Source organism: Bacillus sp. z60-11 (genome assembly GCF_046464135.1).
In the GTDB taxonomy this organism is placed as follows: domain Bacteria; phylum Bacillota; class Bacilli; order Bacillales; family Bacillaceae; genus Bacillus; species Bacillus sonorensis_A.
In genome coordinates this window covers 1-13,859 of record NZ_JBIYSN010000011.1, presented here as the reverse complement: position 1 = coordinate 13,859, position 13,859 = coordinate 1, and the positions used below count along the sequence as shown (strand labels likewise).

General features: G+C 43.1%; 18 protein-coding genes. 15 read left to right on the top strand and 3 right to left on the bottom strand.

Translation table 11 applies throughout. The annotated features are described in order from the left end of the window. Nucleotides 1-10: 10 nt before the first annotated feature. Genes sufD through sufB form a run of 4 tightly spaced genes read left to right on the top strand, consistent with a single transcriptional unit; the run spans nt 11 to nt 4,396 of the window. On the top strand, nt 11-1,324 hold the full coding sequence (gene sufD, locus ACINLD_RS21450) for a Fe-S cluster assembly protein SufD (RefSeq protein WP_077735527.1): 1,314 nt from the start codon (nt 11-13) through the stop codon (nt 1,322-1,324). Continuing rightward, on the top strand, nt 1,324-2,544 hold the full coding sequence (sufS, locus tag ACINLD_RS21445; protein WP_026588672.1) for a cysteine desulfurase SufS: 1,221 nt from the start codon (nt 1,324-1,326) through the stop codon (nt 2,542-2,544). Before sufD ends, sufS begins: the two co-directional genes overlap by 1 nt. Beyond that, entirely contained in the window at nt 2,534-2,980 is a 447-nt protein-coding gene (gene sufU / locus ACINLD_RS21440) for a Fe-S cluster assembly sulfur transfer protein SufU (protein WP_026588671.1), read from the top strand. The genes sufS and sufU overlap by 11 nt, the downstream gene beginning before the upstream one ends. 18 nt (nt 2,981-2,998) lie before the next feature. Next, nucleotides 2,999-4,396, top strand: coding sequence for a Fe-S cluster assembly protein SufB (sufB, locus tag ACINLD_RS21435; RefSeq protein WP_026588670.1), 1,398 nt, complete (start codon nt 2,999-3,001; stop codon nt 4,394-4,396). Nucleotides 4,397-4,461: 65 nt separating this feature from the next. On the opposite strand, the gene ACINLD_RS21430 is transcribed toward sufB, so the two are convergent. The 3 genes from ACINLD_RS21430 to ACINLD_RS21420 are packed head-to-tail and all read right to left on the bottom strand — an operon-like array spanning nt 4,462 to nt 6,523. Beyond that, nucleotides 4,462-5,619 (bottom strand): site-specific integrase, encoded by a 1,158-nt coding sequence (locus ACINLD_RS21430; RefSeq protein ID WP_095259981.1) that lies wholly within the window; start codon nt 5,617-5,619, stop codon nt 4,462-4,464. Nucleotides 5,620-5,625: 6 nt separating this feature from the next. Then, the gene (locus tag ACINLD_RS21425) at nt 5,626-6,084 is read right to left on the bottom strand and encodes an ImmA/IrrE family metallo-endopeptidase (protein ID WP_410207182.1); all 459 of its coding nucleotides are present in this window, start codon (nt 6,082-6,084) and stop codon (nt 5,626-5,628) included. A 10-nt stretch (nt 6,085-6,094) separates the two neighbouring features. Then, complete coding sequence (locus tag ACINLD_RS21420; RefSeq protein WP_098408127.1) at nt 6,095-6,523, bottom strand: helix-turn-helix domain-containing protein; 429 nt, start codon at nt 6,521-6,523, stop codon at nt 6,095-6,097. Between the two features lie 274 nt (nt 6,524-6,797). Here ACINLD_RS21420 and ACINLD_RS21415 point away from each other — a divergent pair, with 274 nt between their 5' ends. From ACINLD_RS21415 to ACINLD_RS21365, 11 genes are all read left to right on the top strand, one after another. Then, entirely contained in the window at nt 6,798-6,983 is a 186-nt protein-coding gene (locus ACINLD_RS21415; RefSeq protein WP_048407361.1) for a helix-turn-helix domain-containing protein, read from the top strand. A 5-nt stretch (nt 6,984-6,988) separates the two neighbouring features. Continuing rightward, nucleotides 6,989-7,258, top strand: coding sequence for a group-specific protein (locus ACINLD_RS21410; protein WP_095259976.1), 270 nt, complete (start codon nt 6,989-6,991; stop codon nt 7,256-7,258). Between the two features lie 214 nt (nt 7,259-7,472). After that, nucleotides 7,473-7,739 (top strand): YqaH family protein, encoded by a 267-nt coding sequence (locus tag ACINLD_RS21405; protein WP_410207181.1) that lies wholly within the window; start codon nt 7,473-7,475, stop codon nt 7,737-7,739. 87 nt (nt 7,740-7,826) lie between these two features. Then, a complete protein-coding gene (locus tag ACINLD_RS21400; RefSeq protein WP_410207180.1) occupies nt 7,827-8,069 on the top strand; it encodes a hypothetical protein in 243 nt (80 codons plus the stop codon). Nucleotides 8,070-8,160: 91 nt separating this feature from the next. Then, nucleotides 8,161-8,718, top strand: a complete 558-nt coding sequence (locus ACINLD_RS21395) for a host-nuclease inhibitor Gam family protein (RefSeq protein ID WP_410207179.1) — start codon at nt 8,161-8,163, stop codon at nt 8,716-8,718. A 3-nt stretch (nt 8,719-8,721) separates the two neighbouring features. Next, a complete protein-coding gene (locus ACINLD_RS21390; RefSeq protein WP_410207178.1) occupies nt 8,722-9,657 on the top strand; it encodes an AAA family ATPase in 936 nt (311 codons plus the stop codon). Next, on the top strand, nt 9,647-10,000 hold the full coding sequence (locus ACINLD_RS21385) for a hypothetical protein (protein ID WP_017474382.1): 354 nt from the start codon (nt 9,647-9,649) through the stop codon (nt 9,998-10,000). The genes ACINLD_RS21390 and ACINLD_RS21385 overlap by 11 nt, the downstream gene beginning before the upstream one ends. An 18-nt stretch (nt 10,001-10,018) precedes the next feature. Further along, nucleotides 10,019-10,459 (top strand): DUF669 domain-containing protein, encoded by a 441-nt coding sequence (locus ACINLD_RS21380; RefSeq protein WP_061578359.1) that lies wholly within the window; start codon nt 10,019-10,021, stop codon nt 10,457-10,459. Between the two features lie 60 nt (nt 10,460-10,519). After that, nucleotides 10,520-12,952, top strand: coding sequence for a phage/plasmid primase, P4 family (locus tag ACINLD_RS21375; protein ID WP_410207177.1), 2,433 nt, complete (start codon nt 10,520-10,522; stop codon nt 12,950-12,952). 221 nt (nt 12,953-13,173) lie between these two features. Beyond that, entirely contained in the window at nt 13,174-13,545 is a 372-nt protein-coding gene (locus ACINLD_RS21370; RefSeq protein WP_265626974.1) for a hypothetical protein, read from the top strand. Further along, nucleotides 13,523-13,859 (top strand): hypothetical protein (locus ACINLD_RS21365; RefSeq protein WP_410207176.1); only part of this gene is annotated, 337 nt, incomplete at its 3' end. The genes ACINLD_RS21370 and ACINLD_RS21365, both read left to right, overlap by 23 nt.

Here is a 13,859-nt window from a genome sequence, read left to right as displayed (position 1 = left end):
GGGGATAAACATGACATTGGAAACAAAACTATCTGTAGATCGGGAATATGTCAAAAGCTTCTCTGAGAAGCATCAGGAACCGGCCTGGCTGCAAGACCTACGCTTAGAAGCGCTTGAAAAAGCAGAAGATCTGCCTCTGCCACGGCCTGATAAAACAAAAATCACAAATTGGAATTTCACACAGTTTGATAAACATACTGTAGAAAATAAACCGCTTGAATCTTTGAATGATCTTTCAGATGAAGTCAAATCGCTGATCGATCTCGGGAATGAAGACAAGACGCTTTACATCCAAAGAGATCAGACACCGGCTTACCTGTCTCTTTCTCAAGAGCTGCAGGATCAAGGCGTGATCTTCACAGATATTCATACGGCATTTCGCGAACACGGCGATCTCGTCAAAAAATACTTTATGACGGACGGCGTAAAAGTCGATGAGCATAAATTAACTGCATTACATGCAGCGCTGCTGAACGGCGGAGCATTCCTTTACGTTCCGAAAAACGTCGAGCTGAAAGCGCCGGTGCAGGCGGTGTATGTCCATGAAAGCAACGATACAACGCTTTTCAACCATGTACTCGTCGTCGCAGATGACAACAGTGCGGTCACATATGTAGAAAACTACATCAGCACGGTCAACCCTAAAAAAGCGGTATTTAACATCGTGTCAGAAGTGATCACAGGTGCGAATGCCCGCGTTCAATACGGAGCGGTGGACAATCTTTCCGCAGGGGTTACGGCATATGTCAGCCGCCGCGGAACAGCGCTCGGACGCGACAGCAAAATCGAATGGGCGCTCGGTTTGATGAATGATGGAGACACCATTTCTGAAAACACGACAAATCTTCACGGAGACGGCACTTTTGGCGATACAAAAACGGTTGTCGTCGGCAGAGGAGAACAAACCGAGAACTTTACAACACAGATCATTCACCACGGCAAGCACTCGGAAGGCTACATTTTAAAACACGGCGTCATGAAAGATTCCGCATCCTCGATCTTTAACGGCATCGGAAAAATCGAACACGGCGCATCAAAATCAAATGCCGAACAGGAGTCACGCGTGCTGATGCTCAGCGAAAAAGCGCGTGGAGACGCGAATCCGATTCTTTTAATCGATGAAGATGACGTTACAGCGGGCCACGCCGCATCTGTCGGCCGCGTCGATCCGGTTCAGCTCTACTACTTGATGAGCCGCGGAATTCCGAAAGAAGAAGCAGAACGTCTTGTCATTTACGGCTTCCTGGCACCGGTGGTCAATGAGCTTCCGATCGAAGGCGTGAAAAAACAGCTCGTCTCTGTAATCGAAAGGAAAGTAAAATAATGAATGTCAAAGATATTCGCGAACAGTTTCCGATTCTCGACCAACAAGTCAACGGACACGATCTTGTGTATTTAGACAGCGCGGCTACATCGCAAAAGCCGCGTGTCGTCATCGACAAGCTTGACGAGTATTACAAATCCTACAATTCAAATGTCCATCGCGGCGTTCATACATTGGGAACGAAGGCGACTGATGGATACGAAGGGGCGCGCGAGAAGGTCAGGAAGTTTATCAACGCGAAATCGATGCAGGAAATTATCTTTACGCGGGGCACGACAACGGCGCTGAACACGGTCGCGCTCAGCTATGCCCGCGCCAACCTGAAGCCGGGTGATGAAGTCGTCATCACGCCGATGGAGCACCATGCGAATATCATTCCATGGCAGCAGGCGGTAAAAGCAAGCGGCGCTACATTGAAATACATTCCGTTACAGGAAGACGGCACCATTTCACTGGATGATGTCAGACAGACGGTGACAGCCAATACGAAAATCGTATCAGCCGCACATGTGTCAAATGTTCTCGGGTCGATGAATCCGATTAAAGAAATCGCCAAAATCGCCCATGACAACGGCGCGGTGATGGTGGTTGACGGGGCGCAGAGCACACCGCATATGAAGATCGATGTTCAGGATTTGGACTGCGACTTCTTTACTTTCTCCGCCCACAAAATGTGCGGCCCGACCGGGATCGGAGTATTGTATGGCAAAAAAGCGCTGCTTGAAAACATGGAACCCGCGGAATTCGGCGGAGAAATGATTGATTTTGTCGGTCTTTACGAATCAACCTGGAAGGAGCTGCCTTGGAAATTCGAAGCGGGGACACCGATTATTGCCGGTGCGATCGGATTGGGTGCAGCGATTGACTTCCTGGAAGACATCGGACTTGACGCCATTTCAGAACATGAACATCGTCTTGCAGCATATGCACTAAAACGTTTTGAAGAGCTTGAAGGCGCAACTGTATACGGACCGAAGCAGCGTGCAGGACTCGTGACATTCAACCTTGAAGACGTCCATCCTCACGATGTGGCAACCGTATTGGACGCAGAAGGCGTCGCTGTCAGAGCCGGACATCACTGCGCACAGCCTTTGATGAAATGGCTGAATGTTTCCGCTACTGCAAGAGCAAGCTTTTATCTGTATAATACAGAAGAAGACATCGATAAACTGATTGAAGCTCTTCAGAAGACAAAGGAGTATTTCACAAATGTCTTTTAATGTGAACTTGGATACACTGTATCGGCAGGTCATTATGGATCACTACAAAAATCCGAGAAATAAAGGGGTTTTAAATGACAGCATTGTCGTTGACATGAACAACCCGACATGCGGTGACCGGATCAGACTGACGATGAAGATTACGGACGAAAAGGTAGAAGACGCAAAATTTGAAGGTGAAGGCTGCTCCATTTCCATGGCGTCCGCTTCCATGATGACGCAGGCGATCAAAGGAAAAGACGTGGGGACCGCCCTTCAAATGTCACAGATCTTTTCGGATATGATGCAGGGCAAAGACTACGACGATTCGATCGATTTAGGCGATATCGAAGCCCTTCAAGGCGTTTCAAAGTTTCCAGCCCGGATTAAATGTGCGACACTTTCTTGGAAAGCCCTTGAAAAGGGTGTTGCCAAAGAAGACAGCGATAATGAATAAAGATTGGAGTGAAAATGGATGGCTAAAAAAATGCCGGATATCGGCGAATATAAATACGGTTTTGCCGACAAAGACGTTTCCATTTTCCGTTCAGAGCGGGGACTGACAAAAGAAATCGTAGAAGAAATTTCACGCATGAAAGAAGAGCCGGAGTGGATGCTCGAGTTTCGTCTGAAATCTCTTGAACATTTCTACAACATGCCAATGCCGCAATGGGGCGGAGATTTAAACGCATTGAATTTTGACGAAATTACGTACTATGTAAAACCATCTGAGCGTTCAGAAAGATCATGGGATGAAGTGCCGGAAGAAATCAAACAGACTTTTGACAAACTCGGAATCCCTGAAGCTGAGCAAAAATATTTGGCCGGTGTATCCGCGCAGTATGAATCAGAAGTCGTTTACCACAACATGAAGGAAGACCTTGAATCTCAAGGCATCATCTTTAAGGATACGGACAGCGCCCTCAAAGAAAATGAAGACATTTTCCGCGAGCATTGGGCAAAAGTCATTCCGCCGACTGACAACAAATTTGCGGCCCTGAACTCAGCCGTTTGGTCAGGCGGATCATTCATCTATGTACCAAAAGGCGTCAAAGTCGAGACACCGCTGCAGGCGTACTTCCGGATCAACTCTGAAAACATGGGTCAGTTTGAACGGACGCTGATCATCGTCGACGAAGGCGCGCACGTTCACTATGTAGAGGGATGTACAGCACCTGTTTACACAACAAACTCCCTTCACAGCGCAGTGGTTGAAATCATCGTCAAAAATGGCGGATACTGCCGCTATACGACGATTCAAAACTGGGCGAACAACGTCTTTAACCTTGTTACAAAACGCGCCGTTTGCGAAGCGAACGCGACAATGGAATGGATCGATGGAAACATCGGTTCCAAACTGACGATGAAATACCCTGCCGTCATCCTGAAAGGCGAAGGCGCTCGCGGTATGACGCTTTCTATCGCTCTTGCAGGAAAAGGACAGCATCAGGACGCAGGTGCGAAAATGATCCACCTGGCACCGAATACGTCATCTACGATCGTGTCAAAATCGATCTCAAAACAAGGCGGAAAAGTCACATACCGCGGAATCGTCCATTTCGGCCGCAAAGCTGAAGGCGCCCGCTCAAACATCGAATGTGACACGCTGATTATGGATAACAAATCAACATCAGATACGATTCCTTACAATGAAATCTTAAACGACAACATTTCATTGGAGCACGAAGCAAAAGTTTCCAAAGTATCTGAAGAACAGCTCTTCTACTTGATGAGCCGCGGCATTTCTGAAGAAGAAGCGACAGAAATGATCGTCATGGGCTTCATCGAGCCGTTCACAAAAGAACTGCCGATGGAATACGCGGTTGAAATGAACCGTTTGATCAAGTTCGAGATGGAAGGGTCTATAGGTTAACCCTTGATACTAAAGGGTGTGATCAGATTTCAATTTGATTGCACCCACAAAACACCCACAAAATTTTATATGCTTGTGTACCGCAGATACAAATCCATTGCTTGGTCTTCAATCTTTTTGGTGACATGGAGGTATGTATCTGCGGTCATTTTTATACTCGAATGTCCTAGCCTTTCTGATACATATTTAATATTAACGCCGGCTTCAAGAAGGTGAACCGCATGACTATGTCTAAGAGCGTGTGGGGACAGAATAGGTAAACCAGCCCTTTTACACACTTCTTTGAAATATTCTCTGACAACATTTGTCCGAAGCCAGCGACCGTCGTGTTGAAAAAATATAATATTCGTTTCCGGCCTTTTATAATTTTTGTATTTCAGAACGACCTCATTCCGATTGATTTTATGCTTTTTCATAATATGGGCCGTGTTCTCATCAAGTTTGATGGTTCGTAAACTTGCTTTTGATTTTGGTGTGGAAAGGTATGGTGTTGAATTAGTTGGATAAACCAGTGTCTTGTTGACTGTAAGGGTGTTTTCTTCAAAGTTTATGTCATCCCAGGTTAATGCCAAGGCTTCACCAATGCGTAGACCGGTCCGCGCTATTAGAGAAAAAAGCGCATAATACTGTATTGAATGTTGATACTTTGATTTTTTTTGAGGCTCCTTTATTTTGTTAAGGAACTTGTTCAATTCTTCTATAGTAAAGAATTTAATTACCTTGTTAGTCATTGTGTCTTTTGGAATATTGATCCTTGTTACGGGATTTTCCCGAAGGATTCTGAATTCGTATACCGCATCGTTGAGTGCGGTGTTCATAATGCTGTGAATCCTTCTCACTGTTCCTTCACTATAGTGCCCCTTCAATTCATTGATCCATTTTTGATATTCATTTCGATTAATTTCTTTTAATTTATAGTCGCCCCACCGTGGGAGAATGTTTAATCTCACATTCCTTTCTTGAAGGGAATAGGTGATCGGTTTGACATTTGGTTTTTTGTATATTTCCAACCAACTTTCAAAATAGGTGTCAGTTTTTTCGTCACCATCTTCGGCGAAACCGTAATAATCAATCTCCATTTCAACTTGTGCAGCTGCCAGTTGTGCTTCTTTTTTTGTTTTAAAACCACGTTTTGATTTTTCTTTGTATTTATTTGATTTCCTATCCTTATACCGTATCCGATATTCCCACGATCCGTTAGTGTGCTTTCTAAAACTGGCCATCTTTTTTCACCTCACAAGAAACGTACGTTCGATTTTTGGTGTAAAAATTTTTAGATTCAGGTTAGATAAAACTAATTTCTCAGGGATTCCGTATTGTTCAATTGCTTCCCTTACGGTGACGCAGCCATTAAAGGATGAGAACAACAAATTAATTGCGAAAAAATTCGCTTCCAACTCGATTCGATCTGTTGAAAATAGAGTCTGCCTTTTTAAAAAAGGAGTGTTTGCGTCTGGATGAAAGATCGCATGACCTAATTCATGGGCGCAAATAAACTCCTTACTATGTTCATTCGCATTCTGATTAATGTGGATGACCTTAACTCTAAAATGTCTACTGTAATAGCCCAAGGCTTTTCCTAAGTCTTCATATACCACTTCAATTCCTAATTCTTTTGCAATTTTAAATGGATTGTTTGTTTCAAATTTTTTTGTTATTGATTTGATTTTTGAAGTAATTGACTCCACAAAAAGGCACCTACTTACGATATTTTTTAGGAGTGAATTTTTGTTTTGAAATTCTTTTAGCGAGACGTAAGGAATTTTCCAGGCTGGCGATTAATAACTCTTTGTCTTCTTCATCCATATCGTCAAGAGTTTGGCCGTCAAATGCGGCATAACCGTTCTTGCCTTCTAACCCTTCTATAATTTTTTGTAGCTCTTTCTGTATATCTCTTTCATCTTTAGCAGTTAGCTCAGGCTCAAAGTTTTCTTTTTCTGTTCTGCCGAGAAGGTAGTCAACAGAAACGTTGAAGTAATCGGCAACTTTCTGTAGCTTATCAACTGCGGGTTTTTGGGTTTTCCATTTATATAATGAATTCACCCCCATATCTACGCGTTTAGCTAACTCAGTTAATGATATTCTACGATCATCAGCAAGTTTTTTAACCCTGTCGAACGTTGTCAAATTAATCACCCTTAATAAGCTCAGGGACTTTTTTATCCAAATAGATAAAAACTTGTTGACATTTATCCGAATGGATAATATACTATGTCCATAAGCTACTTATTCAGCTTTTTAGGCACTACAAAATAAAAGCCGCAGATCACGTCCCCAAACGTAAAGGCTATAATTGTAGGCTTGTTTAGCTATGGCTTTATTTTATCCACTTGGATAAAAAAAGTCAATAAAAAGCTGAATATTTAGCTGAAAATATAAAAAGGAGGTGTTTTCTTTGGCTTTGGAACTGGATTTTGGAAAGCAGGTTAAGACTTGGTTAATTCTTAACGACATGCAGCAAAAGGATTTAGCAAAGATGCTAAACATTTCGAATGCGTATCTCTCTGACATTTTACTTGGTAAAAGAAAGGGCAAAAAAGTCAGAGAGAAAATTGTCAAAATCCTTGATATGAAGGAGGTTTCATAATAGGCATGCTAACGGTTCGGGTAGATCAAGAACAAATTGAACGCCAATTTCTTGATGAAATGCGCAAACACCTGAATGAAATTAAAAATCAATTTACGTTCTGGGACATGAAAGAACTGTGTCGACAGACCAACATGAGCCCTAATTTCATAAAGGACACGTTTTTTTACGATCCTCGCTTTCCTAAGTATCGAGTCGGAAAGAAATGGCTTTTTCCAGCAAAAGAATGCGAAAAATTTCTATTGACCTGGTTGGCTGAACAGCCAAGGCATTAAGCCCTACTAAATGAAGAGAGGTGAGGAAAATGAAAATCATTCCTAAACAATGGCTGGCGTTAAGTCAGGAAGCCAAGGCTAACCTGATTCGGAAAGAAGCTCTGAAGAATTGTAGGCATGAAAACAGTGAAACTATCGAGATCACAGGAACTTACGAGACGTTCACAGTTTGTCATGATTGCGGAATGGAGATATAGGAAGGAGCTTTGAAGGCATGAACCTAAATCATTTTCTAAAAGCTGACCGCGAAAAGGCGGAAAGGCTGATCATCTCAACGCAAAATCTTATTTCGGAATTGCCTGCCGCGATCGAGGAACATGATTTTGAAGGATGTGTAGAAATTGCGGCGACAATCATTTCAAATTGTAAGGACCTTAAACGAATGGAGCACCCAGAACAGGTTGTGCGGCTTCACGAAATAGCATCCAAATTTGCAGGCAGAGGGTTAAACGTTTCAACAGTAGGGAGATCGTTTCAATGAATATCGAGCATCCAATAATTACAGAAATCAATCGTTACGGCTATCCTTTGGAATATTTGAAAGACGAGATAGAAAAGGAGGATGAAAATGGATCAAAAACAGATTGACTCAGTATTGCACCTTGTCGAAAATGCATTGCGAAATGGTGGGAGGATTGACATTACCTATCACGATAAAGATGAAAGGACAGCTCTTCAAAATGTGCAAGAGGCAGCTGAAAAATTGAATACAGAGATTGATCAGCGTTCCTATGGTGATAGCTTTTGGTATGAGACTGAAATTAACAGGAATATTCAAGTTGCTGCATTTTATCGGTCAGCTTATGAATAAAAAAGCCGCCTTGGCAGAGGCGACTAAAAACAAAACTCACAACCTCATTTTAAATTGAGTCCATTACAAAATCAATTAGGAGGCAAAATACATGAATCCTTTACAGGCGTTTGAACTAAACGAGATTTCAAATAATAGCCTGCAGCAGGGGAGCCGTCCACAGTTTGAGATCACGGACATGAATAGTCTAAATTGGGCGTTTCGGAAAATAGCTGCTTTAAAGACACAGGAAAAAGAAATCAAGGCGCTGGCGGCAACCGAAAGGCAGCGTATCGATGAATGGGAATCCCAAGAGCTAAAACCTGTCGCGGACAATCTGGCGTTCTTTGAAAACTTGGTCAGCATCTACCATTCAAAGCAGCTTGATCAGGATCCAAAAGCAAAAACACTGTCCACACCTTACGGCAAGTCAAAAAGCCGGGCGAGTAAAGAGCAGCCTAAGCCAGCAGATAAGGACCAGCTTCTCAAGCATGTTAAAGAGGCCGAGCTTACTGAATTTATCAAAGAAGATGTCAAATGGGGCGACTTTAAAAAATCTCTGTCCATCAAAGAGGTGGACGGCAAAAAGGTTGTCGTTGATGAAAATGGACAAGCTGTTCCGGGGGTAGAAATAGAACCTGCCTCCACAAGCTTCAAAGTGGAGGTGTGATAGATGTTTCAAGTCACAAACGCACAGCGTGAAAAAGAAAAGGCAATTGTCGGCTTTATCGGGCCGAGTGGATCCGGAAAGACCGCCGGCGCCCTGCTTGTCGCTTACGGAATGATGCGGGAAGCATACCCGGAAGCCAGCGATGAGGAAGTCTGGTCAAAGATTGGTGTTGTGGATACTGAGCACCGCCGCGCCAAACTGTATGCAAACTTGCAATTTGATGACGTGCGGATCGGTAGTTTTAAACATATTGATTTTACGCCGCCTTACACCACAGAACGTTATCAATTGGCTGTGGAGGCTATCAAGAACGCCGGGGCCGAGGTGGTCGTAATTGATTCGCTTTCCCACAACTGGCAAGGGGAAGGCGGGATAGTAGAAAAACACGGGAGCATGTCCGGCAACTCATTTCAAAATTGGGGCAAGCTTGCGCCTGAAACAACCAAATTGATTAAGACCTTAACGCAAAACGATGTCCACATCTTGGCGACATTGAGAACAAAAACGGAGTATGTAGTCGAACCGGATGAAAACGGAAAGATGGCACCGCGCAAAGTCGGGACCAAGCCTGTGCAGAAGGATGAAATGGAATACGAGTTCATGCTGAATTTCAATATCAGTATCGATCACATGGCGGAAACATCCAAAGACAATACCCGCATGTTTGAAGGATCTTCTTTTAAACTCAATCCGGAAGTCGGCCGCAAGCTTTACCAATGGCTCGAGCTCGGCATTGACGTGAAGGCAGAGGAAGAAGCTGAGCGGATCCGTTTGATTGAGGAAATTAAAGCGATTGTTTCCGGTAACGAAGCAGCCGCGCAGATGGTTGAAGAATTTCAGATCAAAGCCAATAAAAAACTTGATCAATGGAATAAAAAGCTTGCGACGGCCGCCCTTGAGAGATTAAAGGCTGCAGGAGGTGATCAAAATGAAGCTTGAGGAAATTCGCCAACGTGTTGCTGCGGCAACAGAGGGACCGTGGTCACCAAATAGTGATATCAACTATGACCGAGGGAAAGCCAGATTAATTTGGGGGCCGAAAGGGCCAGGCTACGGTTCAATTGCCGCAGTGCAGGTAGATTATCCAAATATCCCAAGAGAAAACGATTGTATTTTTATTGCTAACGCTCGTCAAGACATCCCCTGGTTAATTTCAGAGATTGATAGATTAAACAGCGGTATCGATAACGTACTTTATGACCTAAGAAATGAAGACATTACAGATCCTAATGTAATTGCGTCTATAGCTGAAAATCTTGCAGCAGTTTTAAACGGAAAATAATGAATGGAGGAATTAAATATGTTCACAGTAGATCACAGCAAAGGTGAAGCTTTTGAACCTATTAAACCAGGAGAATATGAGGCAACAGTTATCAATTTTGAGGAGAAAACAGCAGCTTCATCTGGAAATAAGCGTCTTGTCGTAGACTATGAAATCCGTTCTGACGTTGAACAGCCATGTCAGGGCCAAAAAATCCTATACGATAACTTCACGGTTACTGACAATGCAATGTGGAGATTTCATCAAGCATCAAAGGCCGCAGGTTTTCCAAACGGTATGAAATTTAAAGATCATATCGAATGGGCCAATGCGTTCCTAAATAAACCTGTTCGTCTGGTTGTCGGAGAACGAGAGCACAACGGCAAAAAATATCCGGAAGTCAAAGCGTTTAAGCCGTCTGAGGCGCCGGCACCGGAAGCAGCTCCAGTTAACATCAGTGACGATGATGTACCGTTTTGATCATAAAAAACACATTTGAGGGAGTGTATAGCTCCCTCATTTTTAAAGGGGAGTTATCACATGTACGAATTTAAGAACATACCGCAAGAGCTAAAAAACGCCCCTCAGTGGATTTTATGGCGTTCCGAAGAACGTGACGGTAAGAAAACAAAAGTGCCGTACCAGATTGACGGCAGCATGGCTCAATCCAGTAATAAAAGAACCTGGTCGACATTTCCGACCGTTTTGAAATTTTATAACGATCGAGATTATGACGGGATCGGCTTCATGTTTTCAAAAGATGATCCGTTTATCGGCATAGACATAGATCACTGTGTGGAGGACGGTGTCTTGTCCCCGTTCGCTGAGGAAATCGTTCAGGCTATTGGAAGCTACACCGAATATTCACCGAGCGGCAAAGGGGTCCACATCATTACAAAAGGTAAGATTCCATTGCGCGGGCCGGGTACAGGGAGAAAAAATCCGGAACTCGGGCTGGAAGTATACCGCCACGGCCGCTATTTCACCTTTACCGGTAATAGTCTCGGGATCGGGGCCGTTGAAGAACGAACAGACGAGCTCAAAGAGCTGTTCGAAAAATATTTGAAGGACAAAAAAGAAGAATCGAAACCTTCCAATCCTCCTGCTGCTTCATCCCGTGATATGAGCAATCTCTCCAATAAGGAGATATGGGAAAGGATGTTCAACAGCAAGAACGGGAAGAACATTCAGGATCTGTTTAACGGTCATCTGATAAATGATGATCACTCGGCCACAGATATGGCTTTGTGTAATCATTTGGCATTCTGGACGGATAAGGATCCCGCAAAAATGGATTCAATGTTTCGCGAATCAGGTTTGTTCCGGGAGAAATGGGATCGGCAGCATTCATCCGACGGCGCTACATATGGAGAAATGACCATTGCTGCAGCCGTTTATTCTACTCATACGACAATTTCTGATTTGATGGAAGAGCAGCAGGAACAGCCGTATGAGGTGTACATTTCCCATCCCGATCATTCTCAAGTTGAGGATACGGAAGAGATCATTGACACCCCGCCGGTTTTTCATTTGACGGAGCTCGGCAATGCTGAACGGATTGTCTACTACCACGGAAAGAATATTCGATATTGTAACGAGCTTGACTGGCTGATCTGGAACGGCAAGCGATGGGAAGAAGACAGCAAACGGAAAATTGAAGCTATCACCGCCAAGACATTACGGGCGTTGTACGGTGAGGCAAAGGCCACAGAAGACAAATTCCGAAAAAAGCAATTGAACGATTGGGCGAAGAAATGCGAGCGCCGCAACATACGGATGAACACAATTTTAGATGTTCGGCCAATGGTTTCAGTGAGAAAGCAGGAACTGGATTCCCACAAATATCTTTTAAATTGCGATAACGGTGTGATTGATCTGAAAACAGGAGAACTTCTGCCGCATGATCGGGATCTGCTTTTCACGAAAATATCTCCTATCGCTTATCAATCGGACGCCGACTGCCCGAACTGGAAAGCTTTCTTGGAAAGCATCTTTATAGATGACCAGGGCAAGCCAAACTATGAAATTATTGATTTCATGCAAAAGGCAATTGGCTATTCGCTGACCGGGGACACCACGGAACAAGTCATGTTCTTTCTATTCGGGAACGGCCGGAATGGTAAATCGACTTTTATCAATACGGTTCAGCACTTGTTCGGGGACTATGGGCGGCAGACAAACAGTGACACCTTCATTAAGAAGAAAAATGATAGTGCCATAAACAATGACATTGCCAGGTTGGACGGCGCCCGGTTTATGTCGGCCGTTGAGAGTGAAGAAGGGCAGCAGTTGTCTGAATCGTTAGTGAAGCAGATCACCGGCGGCGAAAAGATGTCAGCACGTTTTCTGCGCCAGGAATACTTTGAGTTTACACCGGAATTTAAAGTCTTCTTTACCACAAACCATAAACCGATCGTTAAAGGCAGCGATGAGGGTATATGGCGCCGAATCCGGCTGATCCCGTTCACTGTCACTATTCCAAAAGAAAAAGTAGACAAGAAGCTGCCGCAGAAACTGGCCGCGGAAATGCCCGGGATCCTCCGTTGGGCCGTTGAAGGCTGCTTGAAGTGGCAGAAGGAAGGCTTGGGAGAACCGGAAGCGATCAGGAAGGCGACGGAAGGCTACCGGGAGGATATGGACATACTGGGACCGTTTCTGGATGAAAGGTGTGTTATTCATTCAGCTGTAAAGATTGAAGCCAAGGAGCTCTATAAAGAGTATAAGGATTGGTGTTATGAAAATGATGACGTTGAGTTAAAAAACCGAGCTTTTTACCGGCAATTGGAGATTAGAGGATTTAAAAAGGCAAAGGGAGCAAAAAATAAAACATTTATTTATGGGATGACATTAAATCGGTATTCCGGAGGAAGTTTTTTGCAGAATAATGATGGGCGGGTTACTGAAAGGGTTACTGAAATTACTTCAAAAGGTAACCCGGATAAGGTTACTTCAATCAATAGAAAGAAGCTTTAACTATTGATATATAAGGATTTATCAATGTTTTACATTTATTGGGGGTTACTAGGGGTTGTCGAATCTGTCTGTTTAGTCTACTGAAAAAAATAAATAAAAAAATAAATATATATATATTAATTACTTATAGGGCTTTAATGTCAAAACCGACAACCCATGATAACTCAGTAACCCCTAATGTTTGGAAATTTGTGCATGGATGGATGAAAGGAGTCTTAATAATGAGTACGTTATTGAAAATAGATGAACTTACCTTAACAGAAAAAAATAAATTGTATATCAATCAAAAAAGAGAAATTGATAGGTTGAACAAAGTCATTGAAGACTTAGAAAAACAACTAAGTGTTCGGAATGAAAATGATGAACAATCATTAATATCAACATTTTTGAAAAAGTATTCCTCTAAAATTTCCAAACAACAGATTGAGGCTAAACAACTTTATCAAGAATATGAAAAGTGGGTCAAAAGCTTATTACTAGGCAAAAGAAATTTTTATAATGTTGTAGCTACCTATGGTTATGAATTCAAACGAGGTAAAGGAAATAAGCTCTTTGTCAAAGGTGAGGAAAATGCACCCAAAACAAATTTGTGATGACCTTGCCTTTTTGGGTTCACCTTTAGTTCTGGATGGGGATGACCTTTATATCGAGCATCCGGAGAACGTCTATCCAGAACTTGTGGAATTTGTTCAGTCACATAAAAAACGGCTCATCCAGTATTTAAAAGGTGAATACTCAATGCAGGATCATAAAGTCAAACAGACCATTGATAAAATCATCAATTATTTTATGGGCATAGATCAAGAAATGAATCCAAAAATAGACGACTGGTTCAATCATGATTGGGATGCGGCAATCAAAGTTGCGAGATTGCTCGTTCTATTTTGGGAGAACGGCTGGAGAGATC

Excerpts from the sequence above, each read along its gene's own strand:
- sufD (WP_077735527.1), top strand. The coding sequence starts at position 11 with ATGACATTGGAAACAAAACTATCTGTAGATCGGGAATATGTCAAAAGC.
- sufS (WP_026588672.1), top strand. The coding sequence starts at position 1,324 with ATGAATGTCAAAGATATTCGCGAACAGTTTCCGATTCTCGACCAACAA.
- sufU (WP_026588671.1), top strand. The coding sequence starts at position 2,534 with ATGTCTTTTAATGTGAACTTGGATACACTGTATCGGCAGGTCATTATG.
- sufB (WP_026588670.1), top strand. The coding sequence starts at position 2,999 with ATGGCTAAAAAAATGCCGGATATCGGCGAATATAAATACGGTTTTGCC.
- ACINLD_RS21430 (WP_095259981.1), bottom strand. The coding sequence starts at position 5,619 with ATGGCCAGTTTTAGAAAGCACACTAACGGATCGTGGGAATATCGGATA.
- ACINLD_RS21410 (WP_095259976.1), top strand. The coding sequence starts at position 6,989 with ATGCTAACGGTTCGGGTAGATCAAGAACAAATTGAACGCCAATTTCTT.
- ACINLD_RS21405 (WP_410207181.1), top strand. The coding sequence starts at position 7,473 with ATGAACCTAAATCATTTTCTAAAAGCTGACCGCGAAAAGGCGGAAAGG.
- ACINLD_RS21400 (WP_410207180.1), top strand. The coding sequence starts at position 7,827 with ATGGATCAAAAACAGATTGACTCAGTATTGCACCTTGTCGAAAATGCA.
- ACINLD_RS21395 (WP_410207179.1), top strand. The coding sequence starts at position 8,161 with ATGAATCCTTTACAGGCGTTTGAACTAAACGAGATTTCAAATAATAGC.
- ACINLD_RS21390 (WP_410207178.1), top strand. The coding sequence starts at position 8,722 with ATGTTTCAAGTCACAAACGCACAGCGTGAAAAAGAAAAGGCAATTGTC.
- ACINLD_RS21385 (WP_017474382.1), top strand. The coding sequence starts at position 9,647 with ATGAAGCTTGAGGAAATTCGCCAACGTGTTGCTGCGGCAACAGAGGGA.
- ACINLD_RS21380 (WP_061578359.1), top strand. The coding sequence starts at position 10,019 with ATGTTCACAGTAGATCACAGCAAAGGTGAAGCTTTTGAACCTATTAAA.
- ACINLD_RS21375 (WP_410207177.1), top strand. The coding sequence starts at position 10,520 with ATGTACGAATTTAAGAACATACCGCAAGAGCTAAAAAACGCCCCTCAG.
- ACINLD_RS21370 (WP_265626974.1), top strand. The coding sequence starts at position 13,174 with ATGAGTACGTTATTGAAAATAGATGAACTTACCTTAACAGAAAAAAAT.